Source organism: Paraburkholderia adhaesiva, assembly GCF_021390575.1.
GTDB lineage: Bacteria > Pseudomonadota > Gammaproteobacteria > Burkholderiales > Burkholderiaceae > Paraburkholderia > Paraburkholderia adhaesiva.
Genome location: NZ_JAJEJQ010000002.1, coordinates 1,002,164 through 1,022,231 on the forward strand (window position 1 = coordinate 1,002,164; position 20,068 = coordinate 1,022,231).

Annotated in this window: 21 protein-coding genes; 9 read left to right on the forward strand and 12 right to left on the reverse strand. The window is 63.1% G+C overall.

Features of this window, described 5'->3' with window-relative positions:
• Positions 1 to 5: 5 nt before the first annotated feature.
• The 7 genes from L0U80_RS20110 to L0U80_RS20140 form a co-directional block, all read right to left on the reverse strand.
• On the reverse strand, positions 6 to 674 hold the full coding sequence (locus L0U80_RS20110; RefSeq protein WP_233868962.1) for an energy transducer TonB: 669 nt from the start codon (positions 672 to 674) through the stop codon (positions 6 to 8).
• Between the two features lie 86 nt (positions 675 to 760).
• Positions 761 to 3,100, reverse strand: a complete 2,340-nt coding sequence (locus tag L0U80_RS20115; protein ID WP_233868964.1) for a TonB-dependent receptor — start codon at positions 3,098 to 3,100, stop codon at positions 761 to 763.
• An 82-nt stretch (positions 3,101 to 3,182) separates the two neighbouring features.
• Positions 3,183 to 3,623 carry a DUF2946 domain-containing protein gene (locus tag L0U80_RS20120; RefSeq protein WP_233868966.1) on the reverse strand — a complete coding sequence of 147 codons (441 nt, stop codon included), beginning with the start codon at positions 3,621 to 3,623 and terminating at the stop codon, positions 3,183 to 3,185.
• A 207-nt stretch (positions 3,624 to 3,830) separates the two neighbouring features.
• Positions 3,831 to 5,105: an SUMF1/EgtB/PvdO family nonheme iron enzyme gene (locus L0U80_RS20125; RefSeq protein WP_233868982.1), complete on the reverse strand. Its 1,275-nt coding sequence runs from the start codon at positions 5,103 to 5,105 to the stop codon at positions 3,831 to 3,833.
• A gap of 179 nt (positions 5,106 to 5,284) precedes the next feature.
• Complete coding sequence (locus tag L0U80_RS20130) at positions 5,285 to 6,040, reverse strand: helix-turn-helix domain-containing protein (protein ID WP_373322235.1); 756 nt, start codon at positions 6,038 to 6,040, stop codon at positions 5,285 to 5,287.
• A 178-nt stretch (positions 6,041 to 6,218) separates the two neighbouring features.
• The gene (locus L0U80_RS20135; protein ID WP_233868985.1) at positions 6,219 to 6,683 is read right to left on the reverse strand and encodes a universal stress protein; all 465 of its coding nucleotides are present in this window, start codon (positions 6,681 to 6,683) and stop codon (positions 6,219 to 6,221) included.
• Positions 6,684 to 7,057: 374 nt separating this feature from the next.
• Positions 7,058 to 7,648 carry an acyl-homoserine-lactone synthase gene (locus tag L0U80_RS20140; RefSeq protein ID WP_233868989.1) on the reverse strand — a complete coding sequence of 197 codons (591 nt, stop codon included), beginning with the start codon at positions 7,646 to 7,648 and terminating at the stop codon, positions 7,058 to 7,060.
• A 169-nt stretch (positions 7,649 to 7,817) separates the two neighbouring features.
• On the opposite strand from L0U80_RS20140, the gene L0U80_RS20145 reads away from it, so the two are divergent.
• Positions 7,818 to 8,138 (forward strand): helix-turn-helix domain-containing protein, encoded by a 321-nt coding sequence (locus tag L0U80_RS20145; protein WP_233868992.1) that lies wholly within the window; start codon positions 7,818 to 7,820, stop codon positions 8,136 to 8,138.
• Here the strand turns inward: L0U80_RS20145 and L0U80_RS20150 are convergent.
• Together L0U80_RS20150 and L0U80_RS20155 are read right to left on the reverse strand one after the other, a co-directional pair.
• The gene (locus L0U80_RS20150) at positions 8,122 to 8,826 is read right to left on the reverse strand and encodes a helix-turn-helix transcriptional regulator (RefSeq protein ID WP_233871476.1); all 705 of its coding nucleotides are present in this window, start codon (positions 8,824 to 8,826) and stop codon (positions 8,122 to 8,124) included. The genes L0U80_RS20145 and L0U80_RS20150 overlap by 17 nt on opposite strands.
• 598 nt (positions 8,827 to 9,424) lie before the next feature.
• Positions 9,425 to 9,796: a DUF3005 domain-containing protein gene (locus L0U80_RS20155; protein WP_233868995.1), complete on the reverse strand. Its 372-nt coding sequence runs from the start codon at positions 9,794 to 9,796 to the stop codon at positions 9,425 to 9,427.
• Positions 9,797 to 10,092: 296 nt separating this feature from the next.
• On the opposite strand from L0U80_RS20155, the gene L0U80_RS20160 reads away from it, so the two are divergent.
• On the forward strand, positions 10,093 to 10,326 hold the full coding sequence (locus L0U80_RS20160) for a hypothetical protein (protein ID WP_233868998.1): 234 nt from the start codon (positions 10,093 to 10,095) through the stop codon (positions 10,324 to 10,326).
• A gap of 135 nt (positions 10,327 to 10,461) precedes the next feature.
• On the forward strand, positions 10,462 to 11,391 hold the full coding sequence (epsC, locus tag L0U80_RS20165) for a serine O-acetyltransferase EpsC (protein ID WP_233869001.1): 930 nt from the start codon (positions 10,462 to 10,464) through the stop codon (positions 11,389 to 11,391).
• 50 nt (positions 11,392 to 11,441) lie between these two features.
• Here the strand turns inward: epsC and folE are convergent, their stop codons facing one another.
• Positions 11,442 to 12,101, reverse strand: a complete 660-nt coding sequence (gene folE / locus L0U80_RS20170; RefSeq protein WP_233869003.1) for a GTP cyclohydrolase I FolE — start codon at positions 12,099 to 12,101, stop codon at positions 11,442 to 11,444.
• 481 nt (positions 12,102 to 12,582) lie between these two features.
• On the opposite strand from folE, the gene L0U80_RS20175 reads away from it, so the two are divergent.
• From L0U80_RS20175 to pcaC, 5 genes are all read left to right on the forward strand, one after another.
• Positions 12,583 to 13,299 (forward strand): 3-oxoacid CoA-transferase subunit A, encoded by a 717-nt coding sequence (locus L0U80_RS20175; protein WP_233869006.1) that lies wholly within the window; start codon positions 12,583 to 12,585, stop codon positions 13,297 to 13,299.
• On the forward strand, positions 13,296 to 13,955 hold the full coding sequence (locus L0U80_RS20180; protein ID WP_233869009.1) for a 3-oxoacid CoA-transferase subunit B: 660 nt from the start codon (positions 13,296 to 13,298) through the stop codon (positions 13,953 to 13,955). Before L0U80_RS20175 ends, L0U80_RS20180 begins: the two co-directional genes overlap by 4 nt.
• A gap of 93 nt (positions 13,956 to 14,048) precedes the next feature.
• The gene (locus tag L0U80_RS20185; protein WP_233869012.1) at positions 14,049 to 15,428 is read left to right on the forward strand and encodes a 3-carboxy-cis,cis-muconate cycloisomerase; all 1,380 of its coding nucleotides are present in this window, start codon (positions 14,049 to 14,051) and stop codon (positions 15,426 to 15,428) included.
• Positions 15,429 to 15,433: 5 nt separating this feature from the next.
• Positions 15,434 to 16,225, forward strand: coding sequence for a 3-oxoadipate enol-lactonase (gene pcaD / locus L0U80_RS20190; protein WP_233869015.1), 792 nt, complete (start codon positions 15,434 to 15,436; stop codon positions 16,223 to 16,225).
• Positions 16,222 to 16,611 (forward strand): 4-carboxymuconolactone decarboxylase, encoded by a 390-nt coding sequence (pcaC, locus tag L0U80_RS20195; protein WP_233869018.1) that lies wholly within the window; start codon positions 16,222 to 16,224, stop codon positions 16,609 to 16,611. Before pcaD ends, pcaC begins: the two co-directional genes overlap by 4 nt.
• Positions 16,612 to 16,719: 108 nt before the next feature.
• Here pcaC and L0U80_RS20200 read toward each other — a convergent pair whose 3' ends face one another.
• On the reverse strand, positions 16,720 to 16,968 hold the full coding sequence (locus tag L0U80_RS20200; protein WP_233869021.1) for a hypothetical protein: 249 nt from the start codon (positions 16,966 to 16,968) through the stop codon (positions 16,720 to 16,722).
• A gap of 213 nt (positions 16,969 to 17,181) precedes the next feature.
• On the reverse strand, positions 17,182 to 18,510 hold the full coding sequence (aptA, locus tag L0U80_RS20205; RefSeq protein WP_233869024.1) for an omega-aminotransferase AptA: 1,329 nt from the start codon (positions 18,508 to 18,510) through the stop codon (positions 17,182 to 17,184).
• 148 nt (positions 18,511 to 18,658) lie between these two features.
• Between aptA and L0U80_RS20210 the strand changes: the two genes are divergently transcribed.
• Positions 18,659 to 20,062, forward strand: a complete 1,404-nt coding sequence (locus L0U80_RS20210) for an aminotransferase-like domain-containing protein (RefSeq protein ID WP_233869027.1) — start codon at positions 18,659 to 18,661, stop codon at positions 20,060 to 20,062.
• Positions 20,063 to 20,068 lie beyond the last annotated feature (6 nt).

Genomic DNA, 20,068 nt, shown 5'->3' on the forward strand with positions numbered 1-20,068 from the left:
CTCCTTTATTCGGAAAGATTGAACACGACCGGTACTTTCGCGGTCGCGGGAACGGGCTTGCCGTTCTCTTTGTAAGGCGTACACGCGCTGGCTTGTACTGCATCTAGCGCAGCCGCGTCGAGTCTTGGATACCCGCTCGAAGCGGCAACGTGTGCTGAATCGATATGACCCGTGACGTCGATACGCAACTCGACGAGTGCCGTGCCCGATTCCCTGCTGCGCCGTGACAGCAGCGGATAAGCCGGTTTGGCGATCGTGCAATCGAGTTGTGCGACGGCGCGCGGATGCTGCTCGCCGTTGCCAGTGACGGCATGTTGTGTCGATGACGCCTGCGGCGCAGCGGGCGAAACGTCCGACTGCGGAGCGGGCGTGACGGTCGGTGCGGGTGCTGCCGCGGGTGTCGCCTGTCGCTGAGGTTCTGCGACTGGCTCGTGCGGCGGGGGTGCCACGGAACGCGCAACCGGATGCGGCGCGCTCGTCGGCCGCTCATGTGCTGGCGGTTGTGGGCGCGGCGGAGCGGCTGGCGGCGGCAGGGCGGAGATCGCAGGTGCGGCTGCGATGAGTTCGGCCGCGACGACATGCAGCGGGGCCGGCTCTCTTCGCGGTTCGGGCCTCGACATCACGAAACCGAGCACGGCGGCGTGCAGCCCGCCAACGAGTAAGGCAGCACCCACGACGTAACGCTTTTGCCTGCGAGACGGCATCGCCGGCCGGTGCGCTGGCAACCGGGGCGATGCAAGTGAGAGTGGCTCGCTCACGGTCATACCCCGACCTTGGCTTCGACGTAGTACGTCCGTCCCGGATACGGGTGATAAACGAAGTACCGCGCATCGAAGATGTTGTCGATTCCGACCGCAAGCTGGGTCGATTTCGTTGGCCTGAACGTGTACTTCGCGTCGGCCACCGTATATGTGCTCGTGCCGCCAAATACGTTCGGGTTCGTATCGGTATTGGTCAGCGTGTTGTATTGGCGGCCCGAATAACGCGCGCCGACCATGACCGTCGAACGCTCATCGATGTGGTAACTCGCCGCGAGGTCGGCGCGCCACAACGGAATCCGGTAGAAATACTTGCCAACGGTCGCGGGGTTCTGCGCATTTTCGAGAATCTTCGACTGCGTGTACGCAACGCTGGCGATCAGATCGAGTCCGTGAATGACGACGTTCTCACCCTGATAGCTCAACTCCGCGCCGCGCGAGCGCACCTTGCCGATGTTCTGGAAACTGGTGACGTTCGGAATCACGGTCGTGTCGGTCTGGCAGAAGATTGCGTTCCTGACGTCGTCCTGGAACACCGACAGGCGCCACAGGCCATTCCAGTGTGCCCATTCAGCCGCCAGTTCCTTCGACACATCGTCTTCCGGCTGAAGGTTCGGATTGTTGTTGATGATCGTCGAGCCGTTGATCTTCCCCTGGAAAAGTTCGCTGACGGTCGGGAAACGGTAAGCGCGCCCGATCGATGCCCGCAGCGTCAGGTCTTCGGTTGCGTCATAGGACAGCGAAGCCTTCGGCGACACATGGTTCTGGCTCGACTCGGGATACGGCAGACGCGTCGCGCCGACCGTCTGCTGGCCGTCATACGCGTTCCACTCCTCGTAGCGCACACCGTAGACGAACTTCCAGCGCGTCAGAAAGTGCCATGCGTCCTGCGCGTACAGCGCCTGGGTCTGGGTTTTGCCGCTGAACGAGTTGGCGAAGGAACTCGCCGCGCCGTCGCGCCAGTACGCCGTGTTGTAGCTCTGGTTGTCGAGGAAATAGTTGTCGTAGTGATAGCCGAACGTCAGCCAGTGGTTCAGCAATCCCGATTCGGGTGACGACGGCGTCCACGTCGCCTTCAGGTCGAGTGTTTTCCAGCCGGTGCCATCGCCGAAGGTCACCACGCCCGGCCCGTTGCCTGGACCACCCGCGTTGGCAGTGCGCGCCACGCTATTCGATATGTCGTAATACGACGCGATTGCTTCCGCATTCCAGCCGGTCGCCTGATGCGTGCGCAACGACACACCGTACAACCAGTTTTCGTTGTAGCCGAGGCTGGGCGCAAGCGCGACGGCCGGAATTGTGTAGTGGAAGCCGCCGATACTGACGGCGCCGCTATACACGGGATTGCCGCTCGCGTCGGTGAGGAACGTCGAGGTCTGGCTGTTGTAAGTCTGGTGCCAGTAGCCGAGCGTGAAGGCGCCCTGGACAGTCGGCGTGAAATCGTATTGCGTTTTCAGCGTGAACTGGTCCTGAACTGTGTGCTCGATGCCTTCGCCGCTCACGCCGATCACAGCGGTCGGCGTATTGGTCTGGTTATTGTAGAAAGACGCGCCGGTGACCGCCACATCGCCGGGCTTCGCGGGTGTCGACGACTTCGCGAGTGTCGCGAAGTTCAACGGCTGGCTGGTGTTCTCGAGGTGGTTGACGCCCAGCCGGAACGAGAAGTTGCCGATCTTGTCGCCAACAGTCGCTGTGGCTTGACTGCCGTTGAAATTCTGGTTGACGCCAAAGAGGCTGAAGTGCTGCGTGAACGCCTTTACGTCTGCGGTTGCTTCGAACTTCGTCGGCATGCGTGTCGAAATGAGCACCGTCGCGCCGAGCGAGTTGCCGGGATAGAGCGCGGAAAACGGACCATAGATCACGTCGACCTGCTGGATCGCATCCGGATAGACCATCGACCAGCGCGGCGGAAATGAGTAGCTGTTGCCCAGCAGATTGCTTAGCAGCAGGCCGTCGGCATAGACGAGACCGCGCGCGCTTTGCGTATTGCTCGTGCCGCGCACCGCGATGATCGAGTTCAAATCGCCAACGAAGCGTTTGCGCACCGCGAGATTCGGCAGGTACTTCAGCGCGTCTTCGCTATTGACGACGTTCCAGTTGTTGAACTGGTCGCGCGTGACCGTTTCGACGGACGCGGGCAGGTTGGGATCGACAGCGGGCTGGACCGTGCTGGTCGAATCACTTTTCGCTTGAACAGTGACGGCCGGCAGGGTCATTTCGCCTTGCGCGTTGTCCGCGTGGGCGTAAGAGGAAAGCAGCGAAAATGGAAGTGCGCCCAGCGTGGCAAACCACGCCGATTTGTTTGGACGAGCAAATACGCTTCGTAATGCGAAGTAAACCATGTCAATTCCTGAAATCGATGGACGAACGACATCGCGTGTGTCAACGACGCACGTTTATCGAGGTCTTTTCAAACGAAAGTAGTCAGGAAAGGACGGGAGGCGCGCGTGGGCGCCCGGCTGGGAACGCGCCTATTGGCGTGAATCGTGTGGAGAGGACGCGCGTGGCGGCGAACATGACCAACATGTCCGCCGATTCTGCGGTGTGCCCGATCGCCGGCATAGCGGCGTGGGTTGCGAGCAGGGTGCAGTAGTCGCATGCCGCCATTGTCGGCTTGGCAGCGTGATGGCCAGCGTCGTTGACCCCAGCGGCCGCCATTTTCATGTGCGCTTTGTGCATGTGCATGCTGCCCATGCGCATATCGCCCATGTTCATTTCCGTGCACACGACTACGGGGTACTCGTGCGAGCGGGCCCGTTCAACGAGTTGACTGACGATCGGCGCGAATACAACGAGCCACATGGCAATCAAGCCAAGCCATGCGGTCAGGTGTTTGCGGAATCGGTAAGTCACGAGCGGGGCCACGAACAGGCGAACTGAATGCAGTTATCGCAAAATTGCTTGAGTATAAATTTGGGATTGGCGTTTTGTAAGGCTTCTGCATATTGCGCGACGCCATGCCACGCAACCCGTTCGATCCTGCTTCTTCGCTTCAGTCCTGCTCGTCGCTCAGCTAAACGTGCGCGATACCGATCATCGCATGCGGTTGGAAAACTATCGGTTAATTCCTCACTATCGAACGCACCGAAATCCCGCATAGACATACGGATAGTGCGGCTGAAACCAGTTTCGGAAAGTCGGACGCAGCATGCATCCGGCTGTCCGGGCGGAGCCGCCCTTGATCGCAAAGTGACGGCCATCGAAGAAGTTCGCCGAATAGCCTTCGTAGAACGGAAAGGCTTTGAAGCCGGGCAGTGGTCCGAATATCGTCGACGTCCATTCCCAGCCGTTGCCGTACAACCCTTCGACGCCCCACGTGCTGGCGCTGCCCGGAGTCGCATCCACGGGTACCGGATTCCAGTTGCGGAAATCGAAGTTGTCGCCCGGGCCGGGCAACGCGCCGTGTGCTGCGCGTTGCCACTGCGCCTCGCTCGGCAGGCGCGCACCGCGCCAGCGGGCGAAGGCGCTCGCCTCGGCATGACTCGTATAAACCGGCCACGCGAGCGGTAGCGGGATCTCGTCGAACATCGTCCGCAGCCGCCAGCCCTGTGCGCCGCGCGTCCAGAACGCGGGATGCACGACACCCTCCGCTTCCTTCCACGCCCAGTTTTCGTCGCTCCACCAGGCCTTATCCACATAGCCGCTATCGTCGATGAATTCGAGATAAGCGCCATTAGTGACCATAAAGCGGTCGATCTCGAACGCCGGGACGTCGATCTGCACTTCGCCGAATTCGTTGTCCCAGCCGAACGCACCGCGCTCGGCGGTCATGCCCAGCGCAGTGCGCCCGGCGGGAACCGGCATCATCGACGGCGTCACCACGTAGCGGGGATCGGGCAGGGCAGGCGTGCTTTCTGGTTCGCATTTCTGCTCGAACGGCAGTTGATGCAGCATGTAGCTGAGCGTTTCGACGTGCATCAGCCGGTGCTCGATCGCGACGTTAAGCAACTGGGCGGCGGCATTGTCATTCGAGGCGTCGGGTGGCACGTCGAGCGCCGCCAGCTGCGTGTCGATCCGTGCGCGCGCATCGCGGCAGTAGTCGCGGATCGTATCGAGGTGCGGCCAGTCAGCGGGAGTGTCGGTCGGTAATGCGCCATCCACCGGATCGATGCCGAAAGCGAATAACTGGTCGAGCCGGGGATCGGAGGACGGTAGGTCGAACAGCCGCTGATCGAAGAGATTGCGGTCGAATGCTTCGAGATGGCCGATGTAGAACACGATCCGGTGTCGCTCGCGGATCGGGCGCTCGTAGAGGAAATCGGGTTTGACGATGTCGAAGAGTGCGTCGCTGGCGGCACGCGCACTGACCAGCCGCTCGGCGAGCGTGGGCGACGGCAAGAGAGTCATTTCGGCGATTCTCCTTGCTTGGGCGGTGAACGAGACTTTACCGCTGCCGCAGGAGGTGTGCCAGCGCGCTGCCAGGCGGCGCAGGACGGGGTCTGCCGCACCAAGGTGCCGCGCGTCGTGCTTCCTGACGCGCGGGCCTTTGAGAATTGCGGGAAATGCGGGAACTGCAGGCGCTACGCTTAGAGGTGGCGCAGGCCTTCGAGGTCGATGATGCGAATGAGCTTGCCCTGCGCGTCGATCAGACCGCGCTTCTGGAACCTCGACAGGGTGCGGCTCACCGTTTCGAGCGTCATGCCGAGATAGCTGCCCATGTCTTCACGCGTCATGCGCAGGTTGAACTCCGCATGCGAGTAGCCGCGCTGGCCGTTGCGGTCGGATACGTCGAGCAGGAAGGCGGCGACGCGCTCGTCGGCGGAAAGCGAACCGAGCACCATCATCTGCGACGATTCACGAATCAGCTGTTCGCTCATCAGGCGGTGCAGGCGGTCCTGCATCGTGCCCGTTTCGCGGCACATGTGTTTAAGCGCGGCGTAAGGGACGATGCACACCGAACTATCTTCAAGCGCGACGGCGGTGCAGGTGTGGCTATCGGTGCTGATGCCGTCGAGCCCGAGCGGATCGCCCGCAAGACGCAGGCCGGTGACCTGTTCGCGCCCATCGCGGTGAGCCATGACGGTCTTGAGCGATCCTGACCGAACGGCATAGAGATTGTCGAACTGATCGCCGGCACGATAGAGCGCTTCGCCGCGGCGCACGCTGCGCGCCGTGCAGATAAGCGCTTCGAGCTTCGGCATGTCGTCCACTGCGAGGCCTTGTGGCATGCACAGATGACGCATTGCACAACTGGAGCAGCGCGCAGAGCTGCGCGGATTGGCCACGGGTGTACGGCTTGCGCGGCGCACGCTGCTATGGGACACGACGGTGGGGGTCAACATCTGCCTGCTCCTTCCTCTGATTTACTTATGCGGGAACATTGTCCACCGGCTTTGAAACTTTGATTGGCGGCAAAACGACGCGCTTTTGAGATGAGGGCCCTTGAGCCTGGTCAGAAGCCGCGTACATCATAGGGAACGAAGACGCGGCCTATTGTCAAGCGTTGCTCATATTTAAGTGTTACACGGCAACAGTCGCGCCAGCCGCGGACGGAATGAGCAGGACAGGCAACGTCGACTGGCGTACGCAGCGTTCAGCCACGCTTCCGAGGATCAGCCGCTGAAAGCCGCGCCGTCCGTGCGTGCCCATCACCACCAGGTCGGCGTTCGCCGTTTTGGCGGCGTTCAGCACGAGCGTCGGGACGTCGTCGAGCGACGACGCTTCGCCGGTCACCATCCCGCCCTCGACGCCGCGTTCCTGCATGGCCTTGTTCATCTGCTCGGCGAGCTCGTTGCCCTGCGCAATCATCTGGTTGCGCAGGATCGACGGATCGTAGCCGGGGGCGTCGAAATACATCGGCGTGTTTTCGACCACGTAGTAGGGCTGGAGCTTCGCGCCCATCGCCTTGGCGAGTTCGAGCGCAGCGTCGAAGGCGCGGCGCGACGTGTCGCTGCCATCGACTGCGACCAGAATGCGTTTGTACATGGAACCTCCGCTTGAGTGGACCCGGTGAGAGCACGGCCTTGCCCCGACACTGCGTCGGGCGAGGCGACGTGCTGTCTGCCATGGTCACGACTTTAACTGATCGGGGACAAATATTGCGCCGCATATAGATGAAAGATGGAAGGCGCAAGGAGAAACGTCAAGTTTTTGACTGCCTGCCGTGCCGCCGGCGGGGCGGTAGAGGGGGCGAGACGTCCGGTCATCTGCACCCGGCGGGCCAGCGACACCCCCGCCAGACGTTCCCTCAGTTTCCGGATATCGACCGCCGATGTCGCGGGCCTCGCTGCTGGCGCCAGGCATCAGACAGGGGCGCAAGCCGCGCTGCACCGCGCGAACCTGAACCGCCCCATGCAGCGTCAAACCGTGGCCGATAAAGGCCCGAACATGGCCGCGCGGGTTTGCGGACTCATGGCGATATCCAGCGCTACCGCGTTCTCGACTCCGATTCGCTGCGGCTGCCCAATCCGCGAGACCTCCATCCCGGTGTGGCGGAGCATGCGTTCCATCGACGTGGTGGTCACCGTGACGTAGCGCGATATGCCCATCCGGTCCGCGAAGGAGATTGCCGTGCGGATTGCCTGGGTTGTGAGATCGGCGAAACCGAACGCCTGATCGTTATTCGACTCGATCGCGAACCGGCTCAATTCCCAGATGTGGTGGCCGGCGGGTGCGCTCCTGTCCTCGAGCAAATGGCCGAAGGTGTCGCGCAGCATATTCGGCCCGTCGGTGGGCATCGTGCGCCAGCAACCGAGCACGCGGCCCGATGGGTCCTGGATCAGCATGTAGTGGGGGCCGAGCGCGTCGTAGCCGTCGATCTCCATCCCGTCGATCGTCGGTATGTCCCACCCCATACGGTCGCAAAACACACGGGCCCTGAGGCGGTACATCTCGTGAATCTCGTTCTTGTCGAAGTCCTGGCTGAGTCCGGTACGGATTGTCGTTTGCATGGAAACTCTCCCTTATCCGCGTGAAACGGCGGCAATGTGGATCGAAACCTATGCGCCATGAATATAAAAAGACACCTATCCACATAGGTAGGTGCGCAAGGAATGGCAGTTCTGGAGAATGACACGGGCGGCAGTCACTCATCCGGCATAACTGACAGCGAGGTACACCATGGAACTTCTGGGCAATCAATGGTCGGCGGGAGCGCAAATGCATTCGCTTCCGTCAGGGGATCTGTCGTCGGCAGTCGACCGATTCTCGATCGTCGAGTATCGCAAAAAGAAGAAGGAAAGCCAGCGCCGTTTCTGGGCCCGCTTCGGTGTCACCCAGTCGCGCGGTAGCCGGTTCGAGTCAGGCGCGGAGATTCCGCCGCCGGTGTCGATCCTGCTGGGGTTGTACTTCAACAAGACGGTTTCGGATGGCGACCTCGGCCGCGCCGAGCGTGTCCTGCGCCACCCACACGCGCCGATGCAGCTTAACCCGGGTCAATAAGCCCCATCTGGGTGGCGATCACGGCTGCCGCGCGCCGCGAGTTGACGCCGAACTTCGCACGAATGTTTTTCATGTGAAAGTTCACCACCGCCTCAGAGCAATTCAGGATATGCGAGATTTCCCAGGTGGACTTGCCGAAGGCGGTCCACTTGAGGCATTCCTTTTCACGCGGTGTGAGTTTGGGGATCAGCGACTGGGCGTGACCGTTCAAATGCCGCTGGCTTGTGTCCAGCACGAGATCGCGCAGCAAGACCAGATTCGGCAGCGCACGGTTGAGGTCGTCCGTGAAGTCTCCGGCCGGGTCTGAGTCGTTGACGAAGCACAGCAGACCGACTTCCTGGCGTGGGCCGTGGATTGGCAGGGTGATGCCCGCCCGCAGACCGTAGGAACGGGCTTCCTCGTACATCGATTGCTGCTGTTCCGTTGCGAACAGTTCGGGCGACCAGACAAGCGGCGCCGACCGCGTCATGGAGTGTGCGACCGTCGGGTCGAAATACGCCATGTTCTGATCGTTGTACTTTTCCCTCCAGGCAGACGAATAGTTCGTCCGGATGAACGCATCTTCGAGCCGCATTCCCGGGCGCGGCAGGAATGCCATCATGACCTGACTGAATCCCCACGAACTCGAGAGCTGAGTCACCGCGTCGAACCACGCCCCATCTTCGGGCGCGTCAAGCACGGACGACATCTGCTCAATGAAATGTAGAGGCACTTCAACACTCTCCGTCGGCGGCGCCCCAGGTCGCGGGTAAAGTCCCGACGATGGGCTGGCTTCTTTTGGTGTAGCAATTTATCACTATTTTTCATTCCGTTTATTTTTCTGTCCCTATGCTCTGTCAGTAAATAGGGATTTCGACGTCATTTCGGGTTTATTCCGGGAAGCACGAGTCGCCTTCCGAAAAGAAAAATACAGCGTCCACGGGCGCTGTAAGGCGGACGTGGGTGACGGGCTTGCGTTCTGCGTAACCGGGTTATATCCGCCGCGTCAGGCAATTTGAGGCTCGTAATTCGCACAAGCGTGGCGAATCATCAGCGCTCTTCAATTCGAGCGTAATTCGGGTTTTGCTTTTCCTTCAGGTATCAGGCGAATAAGACCGGATTGCGCTTTGGGCTGCATTGCCACGCGAGCACCCATTGCCGCTCTGCTCGAAATTTCGGCACGAGATTCGCGCAATCTGTCAAATGTGGCCTGCCGGGCGTGCACGCGGCGCTGGCGAGGGCGATCCCGCCCGCGCCAAAACCTTCCATCGACCACCCATCGGAGTGCCCGTTTTCGCGAGCGGACTTCAGCTCTTGCGCTGCAGTTCGACGATGCGTGTAGGTCGCAGGTGATTGAGCGAGTAGTGGAGCCTTCCTGGGCTGCGGCGCTGTCCGGGCAAGCGCGGATCGCGGAACTGCCAGTCGAAGTCATAGGGCGTCTGCGGTTCGGCCATGCCCTTGTCCACCACCTCGTAGCCGGGTTGCAGCGCAAAGAGGAGACGAGGTCCGCCCTTGCGGCTGTCGAATCCGGCCAGCCCGTCATTGGCTTCAGGGACGCTCGTATCGAGCGATGCGTCGCTCGTCGTGTCTTCGTCAGGGCTCATGTTCGCGTCGGCGGCGTGAGCCCGGATCTCACGCGCAAGTTCAACGCTTTCGTTGCTTTCGTCGCTGGGGTTCATGGTGATTCCTCCAGGGAGTTTCCGGATACGCTCCGGTCGCTGTAAGTCTTGTCCCGCGGTGTGTCCCGCAGGGCTCGGGCCGGGTTCCAATGCAGGGCGGTTCGCCAGGAGAACGACTCCGACGATTTTGCTTTTTTTCTTTGGATCGCCGTTTTTCCTCGGAGTATGATCCTCTTTCATCGAGTTGGCGCGCTGTCAATCAACGGCCTGAGCGAAAGGCCGTGCTGTGGCTTTGCGGCACGAACCTGGACGCGCCCACCGAAAACGGACATGGCAGTCAGGGGCGGATGACTCACATGCACTTCGACGCTGCATTCACGCATCGCGGCTACCTGCTCAATTGCGCACCGGCGCGAGCCGGCGACGGTAGCTGGCAACCTTATGTCGTGATCTCCCGTTCCAGCGACGGTGAACTGGTTGCCAACCGTTTTTTCCCTGCCGACCTGCGGTTCGGTGATGAAGCCGCCGCCATTGCGCACGCGCGCGACTGGGCCGTGCGCTGGATCGACGCGAGCAGCGTCACCCTTTAGAGCGGCGCGCGCCGTGGGTTTCGCACCGTTTCCAGTGGGGCACCGCGTCATGGGTGCCCGGGCGAACTTGTGCAAAACGCGGTAATCTCCGGGGTCTGTACACTCCCGCGCGGCTCTTGTCGCTGCTGCTTCATCATGTCAAACCCCGCTTCCCCCGACTGGGGTCTTGCGCAGATCGTCGCCGATCTGCGCGCGTCGCGCGAAGAGCTGCATCGCACGCGCCATCCGCTCGGCATCCGCGAGTTGCCCTCGCGTGACGCCGTGGTCAACATCGTTGCGGGACTACGTGCCGCGCTGTTCCCCACGCACTACGGTGCTCCGGATCTGACTGACGAGAGCGTCGACTACTACGTCGGTCATACGCTCGAAAGCACGTTACGTTTGCTGGCGGAACAGATCCGGCGCGCGCTCCGCTTCCTGCCGGAAAATGCCGAAGCGACCGAAGAAGCCCTGCGCACACGCGCGTTTTCGATTGCGCGCGAATTCGGCAAGCAGTTACCGGACATTCGCGCGCTGCTCGTGAGCGATATCCAGGCCGCCTTCACCGGCGATCCCGCTGCGCAGCACACCACCGAGATCCTGCTGTGCTATCCGGGGGTTCTGGCGATGACGCATCATCGGCTCGCACATGCGCTGCACCGGCTCGGCGTGCCCTTGCTCGCACGCTTCATCAACGAGATTGCGCATTCGGCCACCGGCATCGACATCCATCCGGGGGCGCAGATCGCTTCGAGTTTCTTCATCGATCACGGCACGGGCGTCGTGATCGGCGAGACGGCGATCATCGGCGAGCGCGTGCGTCTGTATCAGGCCGTGACGCTCGGTGCGAAGAGCTTTGCCGCGGAACCCGACGGCACGCTAGTGAAAGGCAGCGCGCGCCATCCGATCGTCGAGGACGACGTCGTCATTTACGCGGGCGCGACCATTCTCGGTCGCGTGACGATCGGGCGCGGATCGGTGATCGGCGGCAACGTGTGGCTCACGCATAGCGTGCCGCCGGGCAGCAGCGTGCGCCAAGGCAAGATTCGTGAGATCGAACGCGGTGACGAAGGCCAGTTGACGTAGCGGAGGGCGCCCGCACGGGGCGCCTCCTGTTTCCTTCGCTGGCGGCCGGCTCAGCTGTTGGGAACGGACATCACCGCGGAATTTCCGACGATGGCGAGAAATTCTCGACGCGTCGATGGGTCGGTCCGGAAGGTGCCAAGCATGCGCGATGTCACCATCTCCACACCGGCCTTGTGCACGCCGCGCGTGGACATGCATTGATGGGCTGCCTCGAGGATCACGCCCACGCCCTTGGGCTGGAGCACTTCGTTGAGCGTGTCGGCGATCTGCGCCGTCATCTTCTCCTGGATCTGCAGACGCTTCGCAAAGGCGTCGACGAGCCGCGCCAGCTTCGAGATGCCCACCACCCGATGCTCGGGCAGATAAGCGACATGCGCGCGCCCGATGATCGGCACCATGTGGTGTTCGCAATAGCTCTCGAAACGGATGTCCTTCAGCACAATCATCTCGTCGTAACCATCCACTTCCGAAAACGTCCGCGACAGGATCTCGCGCGGGTCCACCGCGTAACCGGCGAAGAACTCCTCGTAGGCGCGCGTCACTCGGGCAGGCGTATCGATCAGGCCTTCGCGCGACGGGTCGTCGCCCGCCCAGCGCAGCAGCACGCGCACGGCGTCTTCGGCTTCGGCGCGCGAGGGACGCTCCACGGCCACCGGGGCCGACTGCGATTTCCGTTTTTTTGACTTTCCTGCGTTTTTCTCGTCGGGCATGCCTCGGCTCCTTTCTTGTGGTCGGCGCGTTTGCGCAGCACGCACCACGAACGCGCATTGTTTCACGTTTTGTGCGGGTTCGTCGGGCGCCGGTTAATTTACGTTGGTCGTGCTGCGAGAGCGTCGTTGAGCCGTTCCGCCGCTGCAGTCCGGTTGGACGGCGCAAGAACAGGCCTGAGCCGGTACCCCATGAAATCGACTGTAACTGCCCGGGGGCACGCCTTGGCAAGCGCGCGAGTAAGCAACCGATGATCCGCGTCAGCCGGCGTCAAATAACGAAAGTATTCATATATTTAGGGTCCCTTACGTGGACGCTTCCAGGATTGCCTTTCGCCTCAGGGTGATGCCACCTTGACAGCCCGCGGGGACGACTCCGATAATTCGCGAAAAGTTCTTTAAACGAATACGTGTTCGTACATAGAACTTTCCGCCATCGAACGGCAGACCTCTGCTGTCGAGTTCGTCGCTTTCGGGAAGAGGCATGATCAACAAGATTTTCGAGTCGCTTCAAGCGGCCGTCGCCGATGTGCGCGACGGCGCCACGGTGATGATTGGCGGTTTCGGCACGGCCGGTATGCCGTCCGAACTGATCGACGCGCTTATCGAGCAGGGTGCGCGCGATCTCACCATCGTCAACAACAACGCCGGCAACGGCGACATCGGACTGGCCGCGCTGCTCAAGGCGAAACGCGTCCGCAAGATTGTTTGTTCGTTTCCTCGCCAGGCCGATTCCCACGTATTCGATGCGCTTTACCGTGCGGGCGAAATCGAACTCGAACTCGTGCCACAGGGCAATCTGGCCGAACGCATTCGTGCTGCGGGCGCGGGCATCGGGGGCTTTTTCACCCCCACGGGTTACGGCACGAAGCTGGCTGAGGGCAAAGAGACGCGCCTGATCGACGGCCGCCAGTACGTGCTCGAGTCGCCGCTCCATGCCGATTTCGCGCTCATCAAAGCGTACAAGGGCGATCGCTGGGGCAACCTCGTCTATCGCAAGACGGCGCGCAACTTCGGCCCGATCATGGCGAGTGCGGCAAGGGTCGCGATTGCCCAGGTGTCGGAAGTCGTGCCGCTCGGCGAATTCGATCCCGAAGTGATCGTGACGCCGGGAATTTTCGTGCAGCGCGTGATCGAGGTGCCGCAGGCGGCGCATCAGGTGCAGCAAAACATTCAGGCAGCCTGCGGGGACAAGCAATGACCCGGTTGAATCGCGACGAGATGGCCCAGCGCGTGGCCCAGGATATCCCCGAGGGCGCGTATGTGAATCTCGGCATCGGCGTGCCGACGCTGGTGGCCAACCATCTCGATCCCGCCAGGGAAATTTTCCTTCACAGCGAAAACGGCGTGCTCGGCATGGGCCCCGCACCTGCGCCCGGCGAGGAGGACGACGAACTGATCAACGCTGGCAAACAGCACGTCACACTGCTCACGGGTGGTGCTTTTTTCCATCACGCGGATTCGTTTGCGATGATGCGCGGCGGTCATCTCGACTATTGCGTGCTTGGCGCGTTCCAGGTTTCGGCGAACGGCGATCTCGCGAACTGGCATACTGGCGCACCGGATGCCATTCCCGCCGTGGGCGGCGCGATGGATCTCGCGATCGGCGCCAAGCAGGTATTCGTCATGATGGAACTGCTCACGAAGCAGGGCGAAAGCAAGCTTGTCGCTGAGTGTTCGTATCCAGTGACCGGCGTGAATTGCGTGGATCGCGTATATACCGACGTCGCTGTGTTCGATGTGACGCCCGACGGACTTGCCGTGCGCGAGATCTATTCGGATATCGGCTTCGACGAACTTCAGAAGCTGGCTGGCGTGCCGCTCATCGATGCCACGCAGGCCGCGTGTGCGGCGTGAACGCCCGCACGGCACGATATCGAACGGCTCGCGTCGCGAGCGCCGCACCGCGCACGTTTCTACGCATGACCTTTTCCTCCTTGCTCTAGCACCATGACCGAACGCCTGACGAGCCTGATCTGCGCAACCGAGCCGATGAACGCCGTCTGGTCGTCGCGTGCCACGCTGCAGCGCATGCTCGATGTGGAAGCGGCGCTCGCGTGCGCGTCGGCGGCGCACGGCGTGATTCCGCAAGCCGCGGTGCCTGCCATCGTTGCCGCGTGTGACGCGGAGCAGCTCGACGCCGAAGCGCTCGCGCGCGATGCGGCACTGGGCGGCAATCTGGCGATTCCACTCGTCAAGCAGTTAACCGCGCGCGTCAAAGCCGCCGATCCCGTAGCATCGAAATACGTGCATTGGGGCGCAACGAGCCAGGACATCATCGATACCGCGACGGTGCTGCAATTGCGCGACGCCCTCGACTTGATCGAGGGCGGACTCGATGCGCTGTGCACCACGCTCGCGGCGCTCGCACGCACACATCGTGCGACGCCCGCCGTGGGCCGCACCTGGCTTCAGCAGGCGTTGCCGATCACGCTGGGCCTGAAGTTCGCGCAATGGCTCGACGCCATGCTGCGCCACCGCGAGCGTCTCGCGGCGCTGCGCGAACGCGCGCTTGTGCTGCAATTCGGCGGGGCGGCGGGCACGCTCGCCAGCCTGCGCGATGCGGGGCCGGACGTCAGTGCGTCGCTGGCGAAGGCGCTGGCGCTCGCCCAGCCCACGCTGCCGTGGCACACGCAGCGCGATCGCATCGCCGAAGCCGCTTCGTTCTTCGGCATGCTGATCGGCACGCTTGGCAAGATCGCGCGCGATATCTCGCTGCAGATGCAGACCGAAATCGGCGAACTGGCCGAACCCGCGGCGGCGGGCAAGGGCGGTTCTTCGACGATGCCGCACAAGCGCAATCCCGTCGGCTGCGCCGCCGTGCTCACTGCGGCGACGCGTGCGCCAGGGCTCGTCGCAACCGTTTTCGCGGGCATGGTGCAGGAGCACGAACGCGCGCTCGGCGGCTGGCAGGCCGAGTGGGACGCGTTGCCCGATCTCGCGCGTCTCGCGGGCGGTGCGCTCGCGCATATCGAACAGATTACTGCGGGGCTCGAGGTAAATCCCGAGCGGCTCGCAGCGAATCTCGACGCTACGCACGGCCTGATTCTCGGCGAGGCCGTCATGCTCGCGCTCGGCGACAGCATTGGCCGGCTCGACGCGCATCATCTCGTCGAACAAGCGTCGAAGAAAGCCGTGCAGACTGGCCGCACGCTTCACGAGGTGCTGGCGGACGAACCTGCTGTCACGAAGCACATCGACGCCGCGCGTCTCGCGGCGCTGCTCGATCCTGCGCACTACACGGGTGAGGCGCAAGCGTTCGTTGACGCGGTGCTCGCGTCGTACGCGCAATCCGTGGCAACTTCTTCATTACAGACTCACGAGGAGTAATTCGCATGCCCTATGCCGCCGTCAACGGCACGAAGCTGTTCTACCGCGTCGACGGAGCGGCGAACGTCAAGGCGCCGTGGCTGGTCCTGTCGAATTCGCTCGGCAGCGACGTGTCGATGTGGACGCCGCAGCTCGCCGCGTTTTCGAAGCACTTTCGCGTACTGCGCTACGACACGCGCGGCCACGGCCATTCGGATGTGCCGCCGGGCTCGTACACGATCGAGCAGTTGACGCTCGATGTAATCGGCCTCTTCGATCATCTCGGCATCGAGCGCGCGCACTTCGCGGGTCTGTCGATGGGCGGCCTGACCGGCGTGGGTCTCGGCGCGCGCTTTGCGAGCCGAATCGACCGCCTCGTGCTGTGCAACACGGCTGCGAAGATCGGCTCGCCCGAGGTGTGGGGGCCGCGTGCGGCACGCGCGCGCAACGAAGGCATGCTTGCGCTCGCCGATTCGGTGTTGGCGCGTTGGTATACGACACAGTTCGTCGAGCGCAATCCGCTTGTGCTCGCGCAGGTGCGCGACGTGTTCGTGCATACCGACGCCGAGGGCTACGCGTCGAACTGTGACGCCCTCAACGCCGCCGACCTGCGCGGCGAGACTGGCTCGATCACGGCACCGACGCTCGTAATCTCCGGCACGCATGATCTCGCCGCAACGCCCGCGCAAGGACGCGAACTCGCGGCGTCCGTACCGGGCGCGCGCTACGTCGAGCTCGATGCGGCGCACATCTCGAACGTCGAACTGGCCGGCGCATTCACGCAGACCGTGGTCGATTTCCTGCTGGAGGCACGATGACCGAAGACGAACGTTACGAGGCGGGCCTCGGCGTGCGGCGCGCGGTGCTGGGCGATGCGCACGTCGATCGTTCCATCGCGAACCGCACTGAACTCACCGGGGAATTCCAGCAACTCATCACGCGATACGCGTGGGGCGAGATCTGGACGCGCGAAGGTTTGCCGCGTCACACGCGCAGTTTGCTCACGATCGCGATGATGGTCGCGCTCAACCGCAGCGAAGAACTCGCGCTGCATCTGCGCGCCGCGAAGAACAACGGCGTCTCGCGCGAAGAAATCAAGGAAGTGCTGCTGCAGACGGCGATCTATTGCGGCGTGCCGGCGGCGAACTCGGCGTTCCACCTCGCCGAGCGCGTCTTCGCGGAAGAGGATGGTGCGCAGGCCTGAGCGCTTGCGGGGTACGTACGATTCGATGCCCGGCGTTCGATTCAGGTACGTCGGACGCGCGACCCGCGTTCGACAGGCGCCGGGTCTGCGACCCGCGTCCGTTGTCGTTCACTCTTCCGGCTCGCCCTCAGCCACATAGCGACGCAGCGTGGCGAGCAGGGCGGCTTCTTCGGCGCGGCTGGCGGCGTCGCTGGCCGAGCCCGCTTCGCGTTCTTCGCCGAACATTGAAGCCGGCGCGTCGAACGTCTCGATTTCCTGGCCATCGCGAAACACGCGGATTGCGCCCGTGCTCTGTAAATACTCGGCTACCCAATGGACGCCTTCGATGTGCGTCCCTACGCGGATCGGCGATTTCATTCGACTTCCTCCACGAGCCGCATCAGGGCGGCATTGCATCGTTAGTGGTCTAACGATACGCCGTTGGCGCGCGTTGCGCTTCTCCCTTGAATAAGAATTCGGGCGGGAACCGTAGCCGCGAACCCAGCGATGCAGCGAAAACGGCCCGTTTCCGGGCCGTTTTGGGATCGGCGTGACGTCTGCGCGTCGTCGCCGTTTGCGCGCTGCACCGCGTTACTGCACGGCGGCGAGCGCGTTGCGCACGGTGTCGAAGATACGCTCGATCTGCTCTTCGCTCACGATCAGCGGGGGTGAGAACGCGAGGATATCGCCGGTGAAGCGGATCAGCACGCCCGCCTCGAAGCACTTGAGGAACGCTTCGTAAGCTCGCGCGCCCGGCGCGCCGCTGCGCGATTCGAGCTCGATGCCGCAGACGAGGCCGAGGTTGCGAATGTCTTTCACATACTTCGCGTCGCGCAGCGCATGCGCGGCCGCTTCGAATTTCGGCGCAAGGGCGTGAGCGCGCTCGAACAGGCCTTCGCGGCGGTACAGGTCGAGCGTTGCCACGCAGGCCGCCGCGGCGAGCGGGTGCGCCGAGTACGTGTAGCCGTGAAAGAGTTCGATCGCGCCGGGTGCGCCGCTGTTCACGATCGTGTCGTGGACCGTGCGGCTTGCAGCGACGCCGCCCATCGGCACGGCGGCATTGTTGATTGCCTTTGCCATCGTGAGAATGTCGGGCGTCACGCCGAAATACTCGCTGGCCGTCGCTTTGCCGAGGCGCCCGAAGCCCGTGATGACCTCGTCGAAAATCAGCAGGATGCCGTGCTTCGTGCAGATCTCGCGCAGGCGCTGCAGGTAGCCTTGCGGCGGCACCAGCACACCGGTCGAGCCCGCTACGGGTTCGACGATGACGGCGGCAATCGTCGACGCGTCGTGCAGGGTGACGAGCCGTTCGAGATCGTCGGCGAGATGCGCGCCGAAGGCCGGCTGGCCCTTCGAGAACGCGTTGTGTTCGAGGTCGTGCGTGTGCGGCAGGTGATCGACCGCGTGCAGCAACTGCCCCGAGAACGCCTTGCGGTTGGACACGATGCCGCCGACCGAAATGCCGCCAAAACCCACGCCGTGATAGCCGCGCTCGCGGCCGATCAGCTTGGTGCGTTGGCCTTCGCCGCGCGCGCGGTGGTAGGCGAGTGCAATCTTGAGCGCCGTGTCCACCGACTCGGAACCCGAGTTCGTGAAGAAAATGCGGTCGAGTCCGGCGGGCATCAGCTCCGTGACTCGGGCCGCCGCTTCGAATGCGAGCGGATGGCCCATCTGGAACGGCGGGGCGTAGTCGAGCGTCCCGGCTTGCTGGGCGATCGCGGCGACGATTTCCTCGCGCGCGTGGCCCGCATTCACGCACCACAGACCCGCGCTGCCGTCGAGCAGTTCACGGCCGTCGGTGGTGCGGTAATACATGCCCTTGGCCGAGGCGAGCAGGCGCGGCGCTGCCTTGAACTGGCGGTTGGCCGTGAACGGCATCCAGAACGACGACAGATCGTCGATGACGGGGCGCGAAGTCATGCGGTCTCCTCCTGAGGTTGGTACCTGAAACTGTAGCGTCCCGGCTTGAACGGCGGCATAGACAGTCTCTATACTGCGCTGATAACCGTGCTGGACCTTTTCCGTCAACTGTATTGGTTGCTGCGCGCCGCTGGCGCGGCCATCCCTAATGATCGAATTCGAACTGGAACGCGGCCGCCACGCGGCTTCCACCCTCGTCGAGCAAGTCGTGAGCGCTTTTGCCCGGGCGATCGAGGGCCATTCGCTGCGCGCGGGCGCGCTGCTGCCATCGGTGCGCCAACTCGCGCGAACGCATGACCTCTCGACCTATACAGTTACCGAGGCCTATAACCGTCTGGTTTCGATGGGATTTGTGACCGCGCGGCGTGGTTCGGGTTATCGCGTAGCCGCGCGTACGCAGGTCGCGCACGCGAGTCCGGCGCTCTGGCAGCCGCCCGCGCTCACGGCGACCTGGCTGCTCTCGGACGTCTACGCGGATCACTCTGTGCCGATCAAGGCCGGTTGCGGCTGGATGCCGGGTGAGTGGATCAACGAAACCGGCCTTCACCACGCCTTGCGCGCGATGAGCCGGGTGCCGGCCGCGCGTCTAGGCGATTACGGCCATCCGTATGGTTTTGCGCCGCTGCGCGAACGCATCGCCGCGCAGCTCGACCGCCACGGCCTGCCGGTGGAGGTGAGCAACGTACTGCTGACCCAGGGCGCCACGCAGGGCCTCGACCTCATCGTGCGCACGCTGCTGCGTCCCGGCGATGCGGTGCTCGTGGAAGACCCGGGGTACTGCAATCTCCTGCAGATTCTCAAGCTCGCCGGTCTCTCGGTCCACGGTGTGCCGCGCACGCCTGCCGGGCTCGACATCGAGGCGCTGGAGCGCCAGGCCGCTGCCCATCAGCCCAAGGCGATCTTCGTGAACACGACGCTGCAAAACCCCACGGGCACGACGTTCACGATGGCGAACGCGTTTCGCCTGTTGCAGATCGCCGAACGCCAGCGGATGTGGGTGGTCGAGGACGACGTGAGCCGCGAACTCGCGGGCGCGGGCGCGCCGCTCTTCGCCGCGATGGAAGGGTTGCAGCGCGTGCTCTATGTCGGCGGGTTCTCGAAGACGGTGACGCCTTCGCTGCGCTGCGGCTACGTGGTCGCCGAGCGCGACGTGCTGCGCGAACTGGCGCGCGCGAAGATGGCGGTGGGGCTCACGTCGTCGGAGACGATCGAGCGCATTGTCGACAAGGTGCTGCTGGAAGGGCGCTATGCGCGCCATGTCGAGCTCGTGAACGAGCGTCTCAAGGACGCGCATCAAACCGTGGAGGCGCGGCTCGATGCGCTCGGTCTCGAGATCTTCCACCGGCCGCGCGCCGGGCTTTTCGTCTGGGCGCGTCTTCCGGTCGAAGAGGCGCGTGCCGGCGCGATCGCGACGGCAGCGTTACGCGACGGCATCTGGCTTGCGCCAGGCTCGTATTTCCGGCCCGACGACGAAGCCAGCGCGTGGTTCCGGTTCAACGCGCCTTATTCGACGGACGAAGCGTTATGGCGGTTTATCGCGCGTGTGCGTTGAACGGCA